The organism is Mycobacterium sp. KBS0706 (assembly GCF_005938675.2).
Lineage (GTDB): Bacteria > Pseudomonadota > Alphaproteobacteria > DSM-16000 > Inquilinaceae > Inquilinus.
Map to the genome: position 1 here is coordinate 80,025 of NZ_VCCH02000020.1, position 18,607 is coordinate 98,631.

Genomic DNA, 18,607 nt, shown 5'->3' on the forward strand with positions numbered 1-18,607 from the left:
GTCCCTCAGCGGAAGCCGACCATCGCCAACGCCCGCTGGACCTTCTCGGCCGGCCAGCGCTTGACCGCGCCCGGCGGCTCCTTGCGGCTGGTCACCGCCGTCCCCTCGCCGGGGCCGAGCGTCACCGAGCCGGCATCGGTCGAGACCTCGACCGCGCCGTCGAGGACCAGGACGCCGAAGGCGCCGTCGATCGGGCCGGCGAAGAAGCGGGTGCCGCGCACCCCGAGCGTGGCCACCCCGGTCTCGATGGTGACGCTGTGGTTGGGCGCCTGCTCGACGCCGCCGCCGACGAACTGGAAGGCGCCCTGCAGCCGGCGCAGCGCCAGGGTGGCGCCGCCATCCGCCCCGCCATAGGCGAAGCGGTCGACCAGCAGGCGCGCCGCAGGCCCGAGCGTCAGCTCGGTGCCGTCGTCGAGCTTGACCTGCAGCCGCGACTGCGGGCCGGTCCACAGCGTGTCGTCGAGGAACACCGACGAAGCGGGGTCGAGCAGCCGGTCCTGGCCCTGGTAGAAGGCGCCGGCCGCCGGTTCGAGCCGGTCGACCTGCCCGATCTTAGGGCGGTCCTGGGCTAGGGCCGCGGCCGGCAGCAGCAGGCAGGCGAAGACCAGCCCCGCGGAGCGTGAACGTCGTGACATCGCAATCTCCCTTTCCGAGAGATCATGGTTCGGGACGGGACCGGCCGGTGTTACCTGGGTCATTGCGCAGCGCGACCGGGCCTTCCCGTGGCGGAAGACAACTCCTATCTTAGCGTAGTCCAGGCAGGAGAGTGTCAGTGGCCAGCGTTTCGCCGGCGGAGAAGCGTCGCCTTCTGTCCGAGACCCCGTTCTTCGCCGCCTTCCCGCCGGCCCAGCGCGACGCCCTGGCCGCGCGCCTGAACGAGCGCAGCCACGAGGACGGCGACACCATCTTCCTGCGTGGCGACGAGAGCACCAGCCTGATGATCGTGGCGTCCGGCCGGGTGGCACTGCGCCTGACCTCGCCGCAGGGGCGCGAGATCCTGCTCGCCATCCTCGAACCGGGCGAGATCTTCGGCGAGATGTCGCTCCTGGACGGTCGCGGCCGCAGCGCCGATGCCGTAGCCTTCGGCCCGTGCCGACTGCTGAGCCTGGACCGCCGCGACATGCTGCCGGTGCTGCAGGATTCGCCCGAGGCCTGCATCCGGCTCCTGGAACTGCTGTCGACCCGGCTGCGGCGCACCAGCGACCAGCTCGAGGGCGTGGCCCTGATGACCCTGCCGTCGCGGCTGGCTCGGCTGCTGCTGACGCTGAGCGATACCCATGGCGCCCGGCAGAACGCGGAGGGCGAGGTGCTGCTGCCGCTGGCCCTGTCGCAGCGCGACCTCGGCCAGCTGATCGGCGCCAGCCGCGAGAAGGTCAACCTGCAGCTCGGCCGCTGGTCGGCCGAAGGGTTGCTGCGGCGCCAGGAAGGGGCGCTGGTGATCTGCGACACGGACGGGCTCGCCGACATCGCCGACGCCGGGGCGCCCTGACCCGATGCACCGCCTGTGGCGCCGCTTCGGCCCGATCCTGCCCGGGCTCCTGGTCCTGGCCGCGCTGGTGGCGCTGCGCCTGGCCGACCCGGCACCGATGGCGGCGCTGCGGCTGCAGGGCTTCGACCTGCTGCAGCGGCTGGCGCCGCGCGCCTACGACCCCGACGTGCCGGTCCGCGTGGTCGCGATCGATGACGAATCGCTGCGCCGGCTCGGGCAGTGGCCCTGGCCGCGCGACCGCCTGGCCCGGCTGGTCGACCGGCTGGCGCAGGCCGGGGCAGCGACGGTCGTGCTCGACCTTGTCCTGGCCGAGCCGGACCGCGGCGCGCCGGCGCGGATCGGCGAACTGCTGGCCGGCCGCGCCGACCCGGCCGTGCTGGCGGCGTTGACCAAGGATCTGCCGGACCCCGATCGCGACCTCGCCGCGGCGCTCGGCCACGTCCCCAGCGTGGTCGCCTTCGCCCCGGCCGAGGATCCGGGCCGGGCGCCGCTGATCAAGGCCGGCTTCGCCGAGATCGGGCCGGCGCGACAGCGGCTGGACCATCTCGCCTCGGCGGTGCCCAGCCTGCCGGAATTCGAGGCTGCGGCCGCGGGCAATGGCAGCATCGGCGCGCCGTTCGGCCGCGATGAGGTGCTGCGGCGACTGCCCGCCGTGGCCCGGCTCGGCGACGCCCTGATCCCGTCGCTCGCGGTCGAGGCGCTGCGGGTCGCCCAGGGCGCCGGCACCGTGACGCTGCGGGCCGCGCCCGACGGCCCGGGGTTGGACGCGATCCGGATCGGCGAGGTGATCCTGCCGGTGGCACCGGACGGCCAGTTCTGGCTGCAATTCTCGCCGGACACGCCGGCCCGCCAGATGGCGGCGTGGCGGGTGCTCGACGCCGCCACTCCGGACTCCGAGCTGGCGGCGGCGCTGCGCGGGCGGATCGCGCTGATCGGCGTCACCGCCACCGGCTTCGGCGACACCATGCTGACGCCGCTGCGCGACCGCATCGCCGGGGTCACCGCCCATGCCGAGGCGCTGGAGCAGATCCTGCTCGGCCACCACCTGACCCGGCCGGCCTGGGCCATGGCGCTCGAGATCGGCCTGCTGCTGGTGCTCGGCCTCGCTTTGATCGCGTCCTGGCGGCGGCTGCCGGCGATCGTCTCGGGCGGGCTCGTTGTGCTGGCCATCGTGCCGATCGCCGCCGGGGCCTTCCTGGCCTATCGGCAGGCCGGGTTGCTGCTCGACCCGACCCTGCCGACGCTCGGCCTGCTGCTGACCCATGGCGCGGTCGCGGCAACGGCGCAATGGCGGGTCGAGCGCGACCGCCGCGCCATCCGCGCGGCCTTTGCGCAATATCTCGCCCCCGCCCTGGTGGCGCGGCTGGTGGAGCGTCCGGAGCAACTGCGGCTGGGCGGCGAATGGCGGCAGATGTCGTTCATCTTCACCGACATCGCCGGCTTCACCAGCCTGAGCGAGACGGTGCCGCCGGACCGGCTTGTGGCGACGCTGAACGCTTATTTCGACGGCATCTGCGGCTGTGTCTTGGAGGCCGGCGGCACCATCGACAAGATGGTGGGCGACGCGCTGCACGCGATGTTCGGCGCGCCGCTGGACCAGCCCGACCATGCCGAGCGTGCCGTCGCCTGCGCCCTGGCGATCCACCGCTTCGCCACCGGCTTCGCTGCCGCCCGCCGGGCCGAGGGCATGCCCTTCGGCCGGACCCGGATCGGCGTCGCCACCGGCGGCTCCGTGGTCGGCAATTTCGGCAGCCGCCACCATTTCGACTACACCGCCTACAGCGATGCGGTGAACCTGACGGCGCGGCTCGAGAACGCCAACAAGGCGCTGGGCACGCCGCTCTGTGTTTCCGCCGCCACGGCCAAGGCTTGCCCGGACCGGCAGTTCCGGCCGATCGGGAGGCTGCTGCTGCGCGGCGTCGGCGCCCCGGTCGAAGCGGTGATCCCGGACGAGCTGTGCCCCGCCCCCGCCGAGGCCTATGCCGCGGCCTTTGCGGCGCTGCGCCGGGGTGAGGCCGGGGCCGCAGTGCTGTTCGCGATGCTGACGGCGGACCATCCGGAGGATCCGCTGGCACGACTGCACACAAGGCGCCTGTCCGAAGGCGCCAAGGACGACCTGATCGGGATTGACTGAAAGATCAGCGGCGGCGGCGCGGCAAGCGGATGTCGACCGTCTGCCGGGTCGGCGCCCACACCGTCCAGCGCGGCGGTTGGGCCACCCAGCGATACGAGATCTGGGTCGGCTGCTCCATGTCGTCGTCCTGCCGGGCGGCACGACACAGGGCGAGACCGTATAAGAGGGCGAGAACGAGACCGCCGATGAGAGCCGCGAGCATCATCCGTACCTCCTGATCCAGAAACGATCGGGCAGCCCCGCCGGTTCCCGCGCGGACGGAGGCAGGCGCAAACGTCGCAAGCGGCGTATGCTGCGGATCGGAATTGAGAGGAGGCTGGCTGGGGCGCTAGGATTCGAACCTAGGATGGCGGGACCAAAACCCGCTGCCTTACCGCTTGGCTACGCCCCAATCGACGGGCGGGATAGATAGCTCAGCCGTTGCAGCATCGCAACCGCGCGTTGTCGCCCCGGTTCCGGCATAATAGAAGACTAATCGCGTATGCGGGGGCAGCGCGGATCACGGCTAACGGTCGAGGCAGGTCACGGCATGAGCGGCGAACGGCCCCAGGACGACTCCTTGCAGTTTCCGGCGCAGACCGCGCCCGAGACACAAGACGAGGCTCGGCTCAACGCGTTGAACGACAGCGTGATGCAACTGCAGCAGGAGTTGCGCAACGCCCGCGGCGAGATCGACACGCTGCACGAGCGGCTGGCCGAGACGGCGGCGGCGCAGCCGCGTCGCGGCGGGCTGTTCGGCTGGGTCGCGGCGGCGCTGATCGCCGTTCTCGGCGTTGGCGGCATCGCTCTGATGGGCTTCGGCTCGCGCGAGCCGGCGGCACGTGAACCGTCATCCGCACCGGCAGTAACGCCGGCGCCGACCGCAGCCAGCCCGAACCCTGCCCCCGCGCCGACCGCTTCCCCCGCCCCGATCCTTCCCGCCGCGGCGATACCACCCGAAACCGCCGCTCCCGCCCCGGCATCGCCGTCGGCGGAACCGGCGACCATGGCACAGATCGGCACGACGACCGCTCCGGAACCCACAGCCCCGGCGGCAACGCCGCCGTCGCCGCAGGCCGAGACACCGGTGGCAGCGGCTGCGCAGCCCGACGCAGACGCCCCGACGACGCCGGCTTCGGAACCGCAGGCGGCCCCGGCGGCGGCTCCGCCGGACACCGGATCAGGCACTGCCCCCGCGCCGCAGGCCGATTTGGCCGCGACACCGCCGGCTGCGGAGAGCCAGCCCCCGGCCGCGCCCGCGGCATCGCCGGACCAGGCCGCCACGTCCGACAATCCGGCGGCGCAGGCACCGCTGCCCAATGATGCCTCGGCCGAGCTGCGCGCCCTGGCCCGCCGGGCAATCGCGGGCTCTCCCGACGCCGAGCACGATCTCGGCACCTTCTACGCCCTCGGCCTACAAGTGCCGCGCAGCTTCGAGCGGGCCGCCTACTGGTATCGCAAGGCCGCCGACCACGGCGTCACCAACGCCGCCTACAATCTCGGCGTGCTGCTGGAGCGGGGCCTCGGCATGGCGCAGGATTCGGTGACGGCAACGACCTATTTCCGCAAGGCGGCCGAGGCCGGCCACCCCGACTCGCAGAACGCGCTCGGCCTGGCCTATCTCAACGGCAGCGGCGTCACCCGCGACCCGGCCGAGGCGCTGAAATGGTTCCGCCAGGCCAGCGCCAACGGCAATCCGCGCGGCGCCTACAACATGGGCCGGCTGTACGAGACCGGCGCGGTCGGCGCCCCCGACCCGCGCACCGCCGCCGGCTGGTACCGGGTCGCCGCCGATGCCGGCAGCTCCGACGCCAAGACGGCGCTGGCCCGACTGCAGGACGCCGCCCCGCGCAACGGCTTCGTCACCCTGGATCCGGACGCGACGGTCGCGGCGCTGGCCGAGCCCTCCCCCGCCGACGCCAGCGCCGACCAGGCCCTGGGAGCGTTGGCGTCCCAGCTCACCCCGCCGGAAGCGGCAGCAAGCGCACCAGCGGAGGCGCCGCCGGCGGCCATCGCCGAGGCCCCGATCCAGCCCCCGATCCCCGGCCAGCGCCCGACGCCGCCGGCCGAGCCGGCCGCGGCCCCGGCGGTTGAGACCGCGACGGCGCCGGCGGCCGCGCCCGAGAGTACGGCCCCCGTCACGACCCAGCCGGCCGGGGCGACGGCGGCGGCAGATGCGGCTCCCGCCACCCCGGTGCCGGGCCGCCGCCCGACCGCGCCGGGAACGACCGGGACGGCCGCGGCGGAGCAGACCGCCGCGGCAACGCCAGTGGAGCCACCGGCAGCGGAGCAATCGGCCGCGCCGGAAGGCCGGGCTCCGGGCTCGCCGCCGTCCACCGCCCGGCAGCCCCGGCCGGAGCCGGTAGCGCCCGCCGCGGAGGCGTCGACGACCCCCGAGGATTCGGCCAGGGCCCCCGGCTCGCCGCCTCGGCGCAGCATGCTCGCGCAACCGGCACAGCCGCCGCGGCAGGTCGCCACGGCCCCCGCGACGGCTGCCCCTGTCGCTCCTGCGGCCCCGGCCGCGCCGGCCGCCGCGGAGGGCCAGCCGGCGGGCGACGCGCAGGTCCGGGAGATCCAGCAGTTGCTGACGATGATGAACTTCGATGCCGGCCCGGCGGACGGACAGCTCGGCGGTAAGACCCGGAACGCCATCGGCGCCTTCCAGCGGCAGCGGAAGCTGCCGGTCACCAACCGGCCATCGCCGGCGCTGCTGGAGGCGCTGCGCAGCGCGGCCGGGGCCGAGACGCCGGACTGGACCCCGGGGCATTTCTGACAACAATCGCCATCGGAGACGGCCGGGCGATTCGGCCGGGCACGAAGCGGGAAGGCAAGGCGATGGGTCAGGACGCGGTGTGCATCTGGGCGGCCGGGACGACGCTGGGCGAAGGGGCGCTGTGGCTGGCCGAGGAGCAGGCGCTGTACTGGGTCGATATCCTGCAGCCGCGGGTCCTGCGCCTCGACCCGGCGACCGGGGCGCAGGCGGAGTGGCCGATGCCGGAGCCGATCGGCTTCATCGCGCCGCGCCGGCGCGGCGGGCTGGTGGCTGGGCTGCGCAGCGGCTTCCACCTGGTCGACCTGCCCGAGGGCCGGGTCACCCCGATCGGCAATCCGGAGCCGGACCGACCCGGCAACCGCTTCAACGACGGCAAGGTCGACCCGATGGGCCGGCTGTGGGCCGGGACCGTGGAGTTCGGCTGCACCGAGCCGACCGGTGCCTTCTATCGCCTCGATCCCGACCATCGCTGGCACCGCATGGATGACGGCTACATCGTCACCAACGGCCCCGCCTTCTCGCCCGACGGCGGGATCCTGTACGAGGCGGATTCGGACCGGCGGGTCGTCTACGCCTACGACCTCGACCTGACCGGCGGCGCGATCTCCAACCGCCGGCCCTTCGTGATCTTCGCCGAGGATGACGGCGTGCCGGACGGCATGACGGTCGACCGCGACGGCCATCTGTGGGTGGCGCACTGGGGCGGGTCGCGGGTCAGCCGCTTCCACCCCGACGGCACGCTGGACCGCGCCATCGCCATCCCGGCGCCGCATGTCACCAGCTGCACCTTCGGCGGCCCCGGCCTGACCACGCTCTATGTCACCACCGCCCGGACCGGGATGTCGGAGGCGGCGCTGCGCCAGCACCCGCTGGCGGGAGGGCTGTTCGCGATCGAGGACGCCGGCCGCGGCCTGCCGGGCAGCCACTTCGCGGGCTAAAGCCCCCCGTCGTTCATCCGGTACCAGGTGATGACGGCGGAGACGTAGAGCCGGTGCAGGGCGTGCAGCGGCAATGGTTGGATCGGCACGGGCGGCAGCGGCAGCGCCTCTGCGTCGCCGGTGGCGACGTACTCGGCCATCGCCCGGCCCATCGCCGTCTGCAGCCCGACGCCGCGGCCCTGGCAGCCGATGTCGACCAAGAGGCCCGGCGCCGGCTCGTGCAGATGCGGCAGGTAGTCCCGCGTGACCGCGACCCGGCCGCACCAGCGATGCTCGAAGGCGATGCCGGCGAGCTGCGGGAACAGCTTGCCGACGACACGCTCGAGATGCGCCCAGTCGGAGGCGCCCTTCGGTTCGCGGAACGGGCCGCGTCCGCCCATCAGCAGCCGGCCCTGATGGTCGAGCCGGAAGTAGAGCAAGAGCTTGCGGGTGTCGGAGCTGACTTGGCCGCCGGGCAGCACCGTCTCGCGCTCGCGGTCGGTCAGCGGCCGGGTCGCCACCTGGAAGGAGTTGGCGGCGATGATGGTCTGCTCCAGCCGCGGCCACAGCCCGCGGGTGTAGCCGTTGGTGCAGAGCAGGACGCGATCGGCGGTCACCGTGGCGCCGCCGGCCGTGCGCAGCCTCCAGCGCCCCTCCGCCCGGTCGAGCGCGGTGACCGGCCTGCCGGTGTGGATCGCGGCCCCGGCCTTGAGCGCCGCCCGGGCCAGGCCGCGGGCGTAGTCGAGCGGCTGGATGCCGCCGCCCCGCTCGTCGAGCCAGCCGCCGAGATAGCGGTCGGTGCCCAACGCCTGCCCGATCGCCGCCCTGTCCAGCGGCCGCACCGGCGCCCCCAGGCGGGCCCATTGCGCCGCCCGCGCCTCGCCCTCGGCCAGGCCCTCGGGCGAATGGGCGCCCTGGATCCAGCCGGCGCGCCGGTGCGGCACATCCATGCCGTGGCGTTCGATCAGGCCGAACACCAAGTCGGCCGTGCCGCCGCCGAACTCGGCCAGCCGGCCGCCGCGCTCGGCCCCGAACATCGCAACCAGCGCGTCCGGATCGTGCTTCAGCCCCGGGATGACCTGGCCGCCGTTGCGGCCGGAGCCGCCGAAGCCGATCTGCTTCGCTTCCAGCACCACCGGCTGCACGCCGTGCTCGGCCAGGTGCAGCGCCGCCGACAGCCCGGCATAGCCGCCGCCGATGATGGCGACATCCGCCGTGAGCGACGTGTCGAGCGGCGGCGTCTCGGGCGCGGGCGCCGCGGTGGCGGCCCAGAGCGAGGGTTCGAGCGGAAAGAAATCGGCCACGTCTCGCCTCGATGTCAGAGCGGGTGGAGCACCCGGCGCAGGAAGTCCTGGGTACGCGGATGGCTCGGCTGGGTCAGCACCGTCTTCGCCGGCCCCTGCTCGACGATCACGCCGCCGTCGATGAACAGCACCCGGTCGGCGACCTCGCGGGCGAAGCCCATCTCATGGGTGACCACGACCATGGTCATGCCGTCCTCGGCCAGTCCGCGCATCACCGCCAGCACCTCGCCCACCAGCTCGGGGTCGAGGGCCGAGGTCGGCTCGTCGAACAGGATCGCCTGCGGCTGCATCGCCAGGGCCCGGGCGATGGCGACGCGCTGCTGCTGCCCGCCGGACAACTGGGACGGCCTGGCCTCGGCCTTGTCGGCCAGGCCGACCCGGGCCAGCAGCGCCCGGCCACGCTCCGCCGCCTCGGCCCGCGGCTGCCGCTTCACGAAGACCGGGCCTTCGATCACGTTCTCCAGCACCGTGCGGTGCGGGAACAGGTTGAAGCGCTGGAACACCATCGAGACCCGGGTGCGAATCTCGACGATCGACCGCGCAGACCGGTCGACCCGCCGGCCCTCGACCGTGATCTCGCCGGCCTCGTACGTCTCCAGCCCGTTGATGCAGCGCAGGATGGTCGATTTGCCGGAGCCGGAGGGGCCGATGACGCAGACCACCTCGCCCTTGGCCACCGAGGTGTCGATGCCCTTCAGCACCTCGACTGCACCAAACCGCTTGCGGACGCCCTTGAGCTCGATCACGGCTTGCCCGCCTTCTTCTCGAAGTGCCGCACCAGCAGGATCAGCGGGATGCTCATCGCCAGGTACATCAGCGCCACCAGGGTGAAGACGCTGGTGTTCTTGAACGAAGCCGAGGCGATCAGCTTGCCCTGCAGCGCCAGCTCCGCGACCGTGATGGTCGAGGCCTGCGACGAGTCCTTCAGCATCATGATCATGATGTTGCCGTAGGGCGGCAGCACGATGTGCACCGCCTGCGGCAGGATCACCCGGCGCATGGTCAGCCACCACCCCATGCCGATCGACTGCGCCGCCTCGATCTGGCCCTTGTCGATCGCCTGGATGCCGGCGCGGAAATTTTCCGCCTGATAGGCCGAATAGGCGACGCCGAGGCCGATGATCGCGGCCTGCAGCGCGGTCAGCGACACGCCGAGATCCGGCATCACGAAGTAGAGATAGAACAGCTGGACGATGATCGGGATGCCGCGGATCACGTTGACCAGGGTGGCGCTGAACCCCGACAGCAGGCCGATGCCGGAGACCCGCATGATGGCCCAGACCAGCCCGAGCAGGGTCGACAGCACCAGCGCGCCGACCGTGACCAGCAGCGTCAGCCCGACGCCCTGCAGCAGGATCGGCAGGAACTCGGCGGCGTCGCGGAGGAAGCTCTGCATCGTCAGGCTCAGGAGGCCGGCTTCACCCCCCATTTGCCGAGGATGCGGTCGATGCTGCCGTCGGCCTTGAGCTTGGCGAGCGCGGCGTCGACCTTGTCGCGCAGCGCCTGGTCACCCTTGCGCAGGCCGATGCCGACCGAGCCGATCGAGGTCGGCTTGTAGCTCTCGACCAGCCGGACGCCGGGAATGGCGCCGTCCTTCAGGTTGTAGGCCAGGATCGGATAGTCGGCGAAGCCGGCCGCGATCCGCCCGGCATTCACGTCGCGCAGGATGTCGGGGATGGTGTCGTAGGCCTTGACCTCGGCGAACAGGCCGCTGGCCTGCAGCGCGTCGACGAAGGTGGTGCCGACCTGGGCCCCGACCGTCAGGCCCTTTAGGTCGGCCAGCGTGGCGTAGTCCCTGGTGTCGTCCTTGGGGACGATCAGCCCTTCGCCATAGGTGTAGATCGGGGCGGAGAAGTCGATCACCTCCTGCCGCTTCGGGCTGATGAACATCGCCGCCGCGATCAGGTCGATCTTGTTCGAGGTCAGCGACGCGATCAGGGTCGAGAACGCCATCGGCTCGATCTGCACCTCGAAGCCGGCCTCCTTCCCGACCGCCCCGATCAGGTCGACCATGATGCCCTGGATGGTGTTGGTCTTGGTGTCGAGGAAGGTGAAGGGTACGCCGGTCGGGGTCGACCCGACCTTCAGCACCTCCGCCGCCGCCGGAGCCGCCGCCGGCATCGCCGCCGCGAGCGCCGCCACGGCCGCCGCAGCCTGGATGAGCGTCCTGATCCGCATCGCCTGCCCCTGTGTTGGATTGGATCCGGCCGTTCCGCGGCCGGCCGGTGTTCTGGTACACCGAAGTGGTTTCACCGATATGAAATCGGCATAATCGGGCGGGTTTGGCAAGCGATTTTCACCTATATGAAATCGGATCCCGCATGAGCATCGACCTGACCGTGGGCGCCCGCATCCGGGCGCTGCGCCATGACCGGGGGCTGTCGCTGGAGACGGTCGCCACGCGATCCGGCCTGTCGATCGGCTTCGTCAGCCAGGTCGAGCGCGGCCTGTCCTCGCCGTCGCTGAAGGTGCTGACCGCCCTCGGCGACGTGCTCGGCGTCGGGCTGGCCGGGCTGTTCGGCCCGGCGCCGGCCGAAGGCACGGTGGTGATGCGCCGGGCCGAGCGGCCGGGGCTGAACCTGTGGCGCTCCGGCATCACCAAGCAGCTGCTGAGCCCGTCCGGCGACGGCGGCCTGAGCCTGTTCCTGGTGACGATGGAGCCCGGCGCCAGCACCGGCGACGAGTTCTACACCCATGCCGGCGAGGAGGCCGGCACGGTGCTGGAGGGCGGGATGGCGCTGACGGTGGATGCGGAGAGCTGGACGCTGCAGGCCGGCGACGGCTTCCGCTTCGCCAGCCGCCGGCCGCACCGTTTCGCCAACCCCTCGGCCGAGTCCCAGGCCGTGGTGCTGTGGATCAACTGCGTGATCGGGCGGTGACCTGGGCCGCCGGCATGACCACCCTCTCGTCATTCCCGCGAAAGCGGGAATCTCCTGCCGGTGAGGCTGTGTCGAGATCCCGCTTTCGCGGGGATGACGATTTTTGGCAGGGGAAAGAGCGCCGGTTACCCGGTGTCGGGTTTGTCGGCCCAGTCGAGGTGGGGATAGGGTTCGAGGCCGAGCGATCGGCAGAGGCGTTCGGCGACCCGCATCGGGGGCTCGGCGTCGAGCATCGCCGGGACATCGGGCTCCTGCAATCGGGCCGCGGTGCCGGCGGCGGCGGGCATGGCGGGTCCGACCAGTCCGAGGCCCGGCGGCGCCATTCGTCGGAGAGTTCGAGGCTGCAGGCCAGGCCGGCGATAACCGCGCCGACCGGCCGGTCCTCGACCCGGTCGTCCTCGTCGGCATAGAGCGCGTTGAGCCGCTCTTGCAGGTCGTTGGTGCGCTCCTCGGCCTTGTCGTGCTCCTCGGTCGACAGGTCCGGGGCCCAGATCAGGGCGTGGAGGGCGTCGGTGACATGGTTGCGCTGGCGGGCGCGGCGGGCTCGCCGGTCGGCCTTGTCGCGGGCGCAGAGGTCGCCAGCGGCACGGGCGCGCTGGGCCAGGGAGCGCTGCACCGAGTTCGAGAAGCGGCTGAAGGCCCGGCCGGCCTCCTGCGCTTCGGCCCTCGCAGCCTGAACCGTGGCCTCGCCGGCCTTGGGTGCCGCGGCGCGAGCCTGGGCGGCGACGGCGCGGACGCCTTCGGCCTCGGCCAGCTGCATGGCGATCTCGGCCAGGCGCGTGAGCATCTGGACCTGCTGCAGCGCGAGGCTGCGGCAGTAGGCCTGGATGTCGCGGTCGGAGTCCGCGTTTGTTTTCATGGAACATATCATGAACGAATTGGTGCCCGTCGCGCAATGAACATTGTGTTTACTTGACGACCCGGGAGGCTGCGTCGGTCGGCTCGCCTCGGACGAACCCGACACTCTGCGGTTTCGCCGAACTGGCGTCGGCTTCCCGCCGCGAACCAAAATCCACGAACTAGATGCCGACACGTTCCCGATCAAAAAGACAGGAAACCTTCGGAACAAATGCGTATTGGTTGCTCTCGCAACCGCACTCCATTAGTTTACTTGTTCGAGAGCGAAAGAACAGCAGCCTTTCGGCGCGCATTGCCCGAAATTCCTATGAGAAGACGGGCCGGACCAAAGGGGAGCGATCATGGCCAAGAGTAAGGAGACCTCGTCCTCGAAGAAGGGTTCCGCTGACACCGCCGGCGCGACCAAGAGCTCAGAAAAAATGAAAGCTCCCAAGACCCTCGCGACGGCGCAAGCGGTCAGAACGCTTTCTTCGAAACCATCCACCTCCAAGAAGATCGCAAAGAAACCCGCTGCAAAAGCCACCGGTCCGGCAGAGAGCCCAGAGAAGAAGAGCGCTCCCAAGGCCCGCGCCACCACCCAGGCGGTCAGCACCCTCGCTTCGGTGCCGGCCAAGTCGAAGACGCCCGCCAAGAAACCCGCTGCAAAAGCCACCGGTCCGGCAGAGAGCCCAGAGAAGAAGAGCGCTCCCAAGACCCGTGCCACCACCCAGGCGGTCAGCACGCTCGCTACGGTGCCGGCTAAGTCGAAGACGCCCGCCAAGAGGCCGGCTGCGAAGGCCGCGGGTCCGGCAAAGAGCTCAGGGAAGAAGAGCTCTCGCGGCGCGTGATCGTTTCATGCCGGCGCCGGCGTAAGCGCCGCCAGGATCAGGCTGAGTTCGCGCCACTGCGCTCCGGCAGGCATCGATCGGCCATCGATCGTCTTCGCGACGCCTTTCCCGCAAGCCGTCCGTGGCGCGGATGGCCTGCATGGCCGACAGCCTCCCGGGTGACCGGCCCACTCCATGAGCCGGAACCAGAGGACGAGACACATGTCGACACCGTTGGTTCAAAACCTGAGTGCGTCGGCGTCTGGATCTTCGATGTCGCCGCTTTCGGCCGGGTCTGCCAAAGCGGAAAAGCCGAAGGCCGAGATCGGCTTCGTTGCGATCGATCCGGATATCACCCTCAGACGGATGGTGGTCCGCAGTCCGGAGTCCAAAGGGGTGGTCCTCTTCCTGCACGGCTTTCCGGAGACGCTTTATGCGTGGCAGGACATCGCCCTGGCGCTCGCCGATGATGTCGAGGTCCATGCCTTCGACTGGCCCGGCTATGGCCTTTCATCAAGGCCGGCGGCCGACAAGTTCCCCTATGCGCCCCGCGACTATGCGCGCGTCCTGAAGGATTACATACGCGCCGCGGCAATCGACCGATCGAAGCTCACGATCTACGCGACGGATATCGGAGCGCTGCCGGCCCTCCTTCTGGCTCTGGAAGAACCCGACATCGCCAGAGCGATCATCGTAGGAGACTTCGCGCCCTTCAACCGGCCGCAATACATGTACGAAAGCCTGCAGAACCTGAAGTCGCCGCAGACGGCGGATCAGACCCGTGCGAATATGAACAAGACCCGCGACGAGATTCTCGAGAACGCCTTCAGGAGGGGCCTGCCCCAGGAAGCGCAGTTCGAGATTTCCCCGGCCTTCAAGGACGACATGGCCCAAGGCTGGAACCATGGCGGGATGACGTCGGCGGACGCCTTTTACCACTACTACTCCCACTTCACGCGCGATCAGGATTATCTTGAGGACAACCTGGCCCGGCTGAAGAGTTCAGTGAGAGTGGTGTGGGGCGAGAGCGATCTCTACATCAACAAGGCGATGGGCGTCGAGTTCGCCAGGAAAGCGAATACCGGGATCACGCTTCTTCCCGGAATTGGTCACTATCCACATCTGCAGGACCCGAAACAGGCCATAGCGGAGGCTCGGTCTTCCATCCGGTAGACGCGGCTTCGCCGAGCCTACCTATCCCGCCCCCTGCCCGGCAATCGGCTTGAGGGTGCGGAGATAGGCCACGATCGCGTCGATATCGTCACCGCGCATGGTGGCCAGGTAGGGCCAGGGCATCGGCGCCGCCAGGCGCGAGCCGTCCGGCCGGACGCCTTTGGTCAGCGCATCCCTGATCTGCTGGTCGGTCCATGCGCCGATCCCGGTCTTGGGATCGGGGGTGATGTTCGGGGTCGCGATCTCTCCGCGAACGCTGTCCAGCACGACGCCGCCGGCCCCCATCCTGCTGAGATCCGGGCGTCCGCTCGAGTCCCGCGGGCTGTGGCACAGCATGCAATGCCCCATCTGCGCCAGGTAGCGGCCATAGGCGACACGATCGGCAGGGTCCGGATCCGGCACGGTTCCGACCGGCCCGCCATAGCCGGCGGGGGTCGCCTGGTCATAGTGGGCGGCCGGCACCGCATTCCGGACCGGCGCCAGCGACCGCAGATAAGCGGCGATCGCATGGGCATCGCGGTCCGAGATGCCGCGATAGAAGGCGATCGGCATCGGCGGCCGCAGGACGCTGCCGTCGGGTGTCCGTCCTTCGCGAAGCGCGGTGACGATCTGATCCTCGGTCCAGGTGCCGAGCCCCGTGACCGGGTCCGGAGTCAGGTTCGGCGGGTAGGCGGTGAACTGCCGGCCGATGAGAGGGCCGCCACCGGAGAGCGCCGGCCCCGCCAGCGTCCCGTCCGGCTCCTGCGGCGAATGGCAGTTGCCGCAGCTGCCAATGCCGTTCACCAGATATCCGCCGCGCTCGACCGGCGTCTCGGCGGCGGCCAGCCCGGCCATGACGGCGAGCAAATGAGCCGCCAAGGAGACGGCGGCTAACCCGGATCGGCTCTTCATGCACCAACCTGTCCGTTGACCGCACGGTCGCGGCCATCCCGTCTACATCCGCGGCATTGCGGTTCGATGACGGAGCGGACCTGGTCTGGCTACGGATGCAACAACCCCGCGGGATGGAAGGCCAGCGGGGCGGCTGTCTGCTCAGGGGCCCGGTGGCGGCTCGGCCGGCGCGTCCGGGGCCGCCGGAGCCTCCGGCGTCGGCTCGGTCGGGCGGATGGCGGCGCGGGCGGCGGCCCAGTCCTCCAGCGCCTTGGTCTCCAACCGCCGCACCGGGGCCGAGGGGGTGCCGTCGAAGCGCAGCCCCACCGCCGGCACGTCGGGATGGGCGCGGAAGCCAACATCGAGGCCGAGGTCGAGCCGCCAGCGCGGCAGGTCGAGGGTGAAGCCGCCGGTACCGACCGCCGTGTCGGTGGCCAGGCGCAGATCGGTCGAGGTCGCAATGCCGTCGGCGATGGCGAAGGTGGCGTTGATCGCCGGCACCGCGGTGCTGCCGCCGGCGAAGGCGGCGCGCAGCCCTTCGAGGAAGGCGCCGGGCAGCCCCGGATCGGCCAGCAGCCGCCCGGCCGCGGCGAGGTCGATGCCGGACAACGCGGCGTCGCGCACCGCCACCAGCCCCTTGCCGTCCAGCCCGTAGACCAGGCCGGCGACGCTGTTGCCGGCCGCGGAGGCGTCGAGGCCGAGATCGAGCCGGCCGGCCAGGCCCTGCGGCCCGGCCGACAGGCGCAGGATGGCGGCGAGATCGGCATCGACCAGATCGGCATGGCCGGACCAGCGCGGCGCCTGGGCGTCGCCCCAGTCGATCCGGCCGTTCAGGCCGAGCCGGCCGCCGGCCACGCCGGCCGAGAGCCGGTCGAGATTGAGCCCGGCCTGGTCGAGCCGCGCATGCAGCTCCGCCTGGTCGAGCGTCCAGCCGGCGAGCGAGACCGCCGCGGCGTCGAGATCGAGATTGCCGTCGATCCGGGCCAGGCCGCCGAGGTCGAAGGGCCGCGCCGGCCATTGGCCCGCGGCGCCGCCGGACGGGGCCAGCCCGGCCAGCAGCCGGTCGAGCGGCAGCGCCGTCGTCCGCAGCGACACGGCGAGGCGCGGCCGGGCCCCGCCGGCGTCGAGCTCGACCGTGCCGCCCAGCGACACCGGGCCGACCGTGCCCTGCAGCTTGTCGAGGCGCAGCCGGCCGCGGGCCCAGTCGGCATCGGCATAGAGGTCGACGCCGCCGAGATCGGGTGCCGCCAGCCCGCCTTCGTCGACCCGCTGCAGCAGCCCCGGCAGGTCCGGATGGGTCAGGCGCAGGCCGAGAGCGACATGCGGCGCCGTCGCCGCGTCGGACAGGCTGCCGCCGAGCGCCACCGTGCCGCCGAGCGCGTCGACCGTGCCGTCGACCGACAGCGCCGCGGGGTCGCCGCGCAGCCGCAGCGAGGCCTTGAGCGGACCGGCGGGCGGCGTCGGCACCGCCCCGTGCAGGCCGAGCGCGCGCAGCAGCGCCGCGGGGTCCTGGGCGTCGAGCGTCGCCTGCAGATCGATGTCGCCGAGGCCGGCGAGCTGGCCGATAGCGCCGTTCAGGCTAAGCCCCGCCCCGCCCGGCCCTTCGACGCGGCCGCTGTGGAGGGTGAGCGCGCCCTGGGCCAGGGTCGCCTCAAGCCGCAGCCCGGTGAAGGCGGCACCGTCGACTGCGACGGCATCGACCGTGGCGTCGAGATTGACGTCGGCCCCGGTCAGCGCCGCCAGGACCCGGTCGCGCAGCGCGGGGTCGGATCGCAGCAGGGCGGAAAGCGGCGGCGCGCCGGCGGGGCGGTAGGCGTCGATGTCGAGCCGGCTGAGGGTCAGCCGGGCGCCGAGGCCCGGCCGGTCGCCGCCGACATAGGTCAGGGCGCCAGAAAGCCGATTGCCGTCGAGATCGGCGTCGAGGCCGGACACCCGCAGATTGGCGATGTCGCCGTTCAGCATGCCGGCGATCCGGCCGCGGCGCAGCGCCGTCGCCGGGACCGCGCCGGGATCGATATCGGCCCAGTCGAGCGCGCCGCGCAGGTCCTCGGCCGCGAGCTGGACCGAGAGCTGCTCCGCCGCCGGCCGGTCGCCATCGAGCCGGATGGCGCCGGAGGCCGCGGCCGAGGCGCCGCCGGGCAGGCCGAAGGCGAGGCGGGTCAGGCCGATCCGGGCGGGATCCAGCGTCGCCTGCAGCCGCAGGTCGCGCACCAGCCCGTCGCGCACCGCCAAAGCCGCGACCGAGAGGTCGAGCGTGCCGGCCACCGGCAGCGTCGCCTTGCGCGACAGCGCCGCGGCCAGGCGCCCGGCCAGAGTCGCCGGGTCGGCGCCATCGCCTGCCCAGTCGGCCAGGGCCAGACGGTTGAAGCCGAGCGTCGCCTCGACCCGCGGCACCGCGGCCAGGGTGACGGCGACGCCGCCGGCGCCGCGCATGTCGCCGAGATCGACGGTCAGGTCGGTCAGCTCGACCCGCTCGGCCCCGGCCTCGTCGGCCCGGGCCTGCACCGTGGCGCGCAGGGCGAAGACGCCGGGCCGGGACGCCGATGCCGGCAGCTTGACGCCGATCCGCGCCAGGCTGGCGTCGAGATCCTTGCCGACCACCGACAGGTCGCCCTGCAGCCCGCCGGCGGGCTGCAGCAGGCCGCCGAACCGCGCCTCGGTGGAATCGAGCCCGACCGTCGCCGTCAAAGGCAGGGCGCCGAGCGGCGAGCGCGGCTGCACTGCCAGGTCGAGCGTCATCGGCACGCCGGCGAGGACGCCGGCGCCGCTGATCGAGACCGGCCCGCCCTGGCCCGGCGCGCTGAGCCGGACATCCGCCGTCTCGACCTCGAGCTGGCGGCCGCTGCGGCGGTCGAGCCACAGGATCGAGCCCTGGCGGATCGCGGCGCGGACGGAATCGAGCCGGCGGCCGATGCCCTCGCCCAGCCCGTCCCAGGAGCGCCGGCCGTCCGGCAGCGTCTCCAGGGCCACGCTCGGCTGGTCGAAGGAAACGCCCACCACCTCGATGCGGCCGAGCAGCAGCGGCAGGAACGCGACCCGGAGGTCGACGCCGTTCGCGGCCAGCAGGTCCGGCACGGTGGCCCCCGGCACGCTGGCGACGCGGACGTCGCCGGCCACGAGGCGCGGCATCGGCAGCATCTCGAACGAGACCGGCCCGTCGATGGTGACGGCACGGCCGGTCAGGCCGCCGATCTCCTGGGCGATGCGGGCGCGATAGGGCGTCCAGTCGAGCTGCCCGGGCACCACGAGCACCGCGGCGACCAGCAGGACGAGGAGGATGAGGAGACCGAAAGCGAGCTTTTTCACGGCGCTGCAGGCGTCGTCCGAGGTTGCGACTCCGGCGCATGATCGGAAATAGAGTGCCGGAATCACAATACAAATCAGTATTGAGACACAAGGCCGGTGCAATTGCGCCACAGTGGCCT

Annotated in this window: 16 protein-coding genes and 1 tRNA gene; 7 read left to right on the forward strand and 10 right to left on the reverse strand. The window is 71.8% G+C overall.

The window, feature by feature from the left end:
* Positions 1-5: 5 nt before the first annotated feature.
* Positions 6-635 (reverse strand): FecR domain-containing protein, encoded by a 630-nt coding sequence (locus FFK22_RS13490; protein ID WP_138887989.1) that lies wholly within the window; start codon positions 633-635, stop codon positions 6-8.
* Between the two features lie 137 nt (positions 636-772).
* On the opposite strand from FFK22_RS13490, the gene FFK22_RS13495 reads away from it, so the two are divergent.
* The gene (locus tag FFK22_RS13495; RefSeq protein WP_186002451.1) at positions 773-1,489 is read left to right on the forward strand and encodes a Crp/Fnr family transcriptional regulator; all 717 of its coding nucleotides are present in this window, start codon (positions 773-775) and stop codon (positions 1,487-1,489) included.
* 4 nt (positions 1,490-1,493) lie between these two features.
* Positions 1,494-3,623 (forward strand): CHASE2 domain-containing protein, encoded by a 2,130-nt coding sequence (locus FFK22_RS13500; RefSeq protein WP_138887991.1) that lies wholly within the window; start codon positions 1,494-1,496, stop codon positions 3,621-3,623.
* Between the two features lie 4 nt (positions 3,624-3,627).
* Here FFK22_RS13500 and FFK22_RS13505 read toward each other — a convergent pair whose 3' ends face one another.
* The gene (locus tag FFK22_RS13505; protein ID WP_138887992.1) at positions 3,628-3,828 is read right to left on the reverse strand and encodes a hypothetical protein; all 201 of its coding nucleotides are present in this window, start codon (positions 3,826-3,828) and stop codon (positions 3,628-3,630) included.
* A gap of 112 nt (positions 3,829-3,940) precedes the next feature.
* Positions 3,941-4,014: transfer RNA gene (locus tag FFK22_RS13510), tRNA-Gln, on the reverse strand.
* Positions 4,015-4,182: 168 nt separating this feature from the next.
* Between FFK22_RS13510 and FFK22_RS13515 the strand changes: the two genes are divergently transcribed.
* Positions 4,183-6,375: a peptidoglycan-binding protein gene (locus FFK22_RS13515; RefSeq protein ID WP_138887993.1), complete on the forward strand. Its 2,193-nt coding sequence runs from the start codon at positions 4,183-4,185 to the stop codon at positions 6,373-6,375.
* A gap of 62 nt (positions 6,376-6,437) precedes the next feature.
* Positions 6,438-7,313 (forward strand): SMP-30/gluconolactonase/LRE family protein, encoded by an 876-nt coding sequence (locus tag FFK22_RS13520; protein ID WP_138887994.1) that lies wholly within the window; start codon positions 6,438-6,440, stop codon positions 7,311-7,313.
* On the opposite strand, the gene FFK22_RS13525 is transcribed toward FFK22_RS13520, so the two are convergent.
* From FFK22_RS13525 to FFK22_RS13540, 4 genes are read right to left on the reverse strand one after another with little or no spacing between them, the layout of a single operon-like run.
* Entirely contained in the window at positions 7,310-8,596 is a 1,287-nt protein-coding gene (locus FFK22_RS13525) for an FAD-binding oxidoreductase (RefSeq protein WP_138887995.1), read from the reverse strand. The two genes, FFK22_RS13520 and FFK22_RS13525, sit on opposite strands and share 4 nt — an antisense overlap.
* A gap of 14 nt (positions 8,597-8,610) precedes the next feature.
* Positions 8,611-9,342 (reverse strand): amino acid ABC transporter ATP-binding protein, encoded by a 732-nt coding sequence (locus FFK22_RS13530; RefSeq protein WP_138887996.1) that lies wholly within the window; start codon positions 9,340-9,342, stop codon positions 8,611-8,613.
* Positions 9,339-9,992 carry an amino acid ABC transporter permease gene (locus FFK22_RS13535; protein ID WP_138887997.1) on the reverse strand — a complete coding sequence of 218 codons (654 nt, stop codon included), beginning with the start codon at positions 9,990-9,992 and terminating at the stop codon, positions 9,339-9,341. Before FFK22_RS13535 ends, FFK22_RS13530 begins: the two co-directional genes overlap by 4 nt.
* An 8-nt stretch (positions 9,993-10,000) precedes the next feature.
* Entirely contained in the window at positions 10,001-10,774 is a 774-nt protein-coding gene (locus FFK22_RS13540) for an ABC transporter substrate-binding protein (RefSeq protein WP_138887998.1), read from the reverse strand.
* 143 nt (positions 10,775-10,917) lie between these two features.
* On the opposite strand from FFK22_RS13540, the gene FFK22_RS13545 reads away from it, so the two are divergent.
* A complete protein-coding gene (locus tag FFK22_RS13545) occupies positions 10,918-11,475 on the forward strand; it encodes a cupin domain-containing protein (protein WP_138887999.1) in 558 nt (185 codons plus the stop codon).
* Here the strand turns inward: FFK22_RS13545 and FFK22_RS13550 are convergent.
* Positions 11,453-12,262, reverse strand: coding sequence for a hypothetical protein (locus tag FFK22_RS13550; RefSeq protein WP_138888000.1), 810 nt, complete (start codon positions 12,260-12,262; stop codon positions 11,453-11,455). The two genes, FFK22_RS13545 and FFK22_RS13550, sit on opposite strands and share 23 nt — an antisense overlap.
* A 412-nt stretch (positions 12,263-12,674) precedes the next feature.
* On the opposite strand from FFK22_RS13550, the gene FFK22_RS13555 reads away from it, so the two are divergent.
* Positions 12,675-13,160: a hypothetical protein gene (locus FFK22_RS13555; RefSeq protein WP_143956818.1), complete on the forward strand. Its 486-nt coding sequence runs from the start codon at positions 12,675-12,677 to the stop codon at positions 13,158-13,160.
* 201 nt (positions 13,161-13,361) lie between these two features.
* Positions 13,362-14,312: an alpha/beta fold hydrolase gene (locus tag FFK22_RS13560; RefSeq protein WP_186002452.1), complete on the forward strand. Its 951-nt coding sequence runs from the start codon at positions 13,362-13,364 to the stop codon at positions 14,310-14,312.
* 21 nt (positions 14,313-14,333) lie between these two features.
* Here FFK22_RS13560 and FFK22_RS13565 read toward each other — a convergent pair whose 3' ends face one another.
* Both FFK22_RS13565 and FFK22_RS13570 read right to left on the reverse strand, forming a co-directional pair.
* Positions 14,334-15,158, reverse strand: a complete 825-nt coding sequence (locus tag FFK22_RS13565; RefSeq protein ID WP_221938574.1) for a cytochrome c — start codon at positions 15,156-15,158, stop codon at positions 14,334-14,336.
* Between the two features lie 186 nt (positions 15,159-15,344).
* Positions 15,345-18,488: an AsmA family protein gene (locus tag FFK22_RS13570; protein ID WP_186002453.1), complete on the reverse strand. Its 3,144-nt coding sequence runs from the start codon at positions 18,486-18,488 to the stop codon at positions 15,345-15,347.
* Positions 18,489-18,607: the final 119 nt, after the last annotated feature.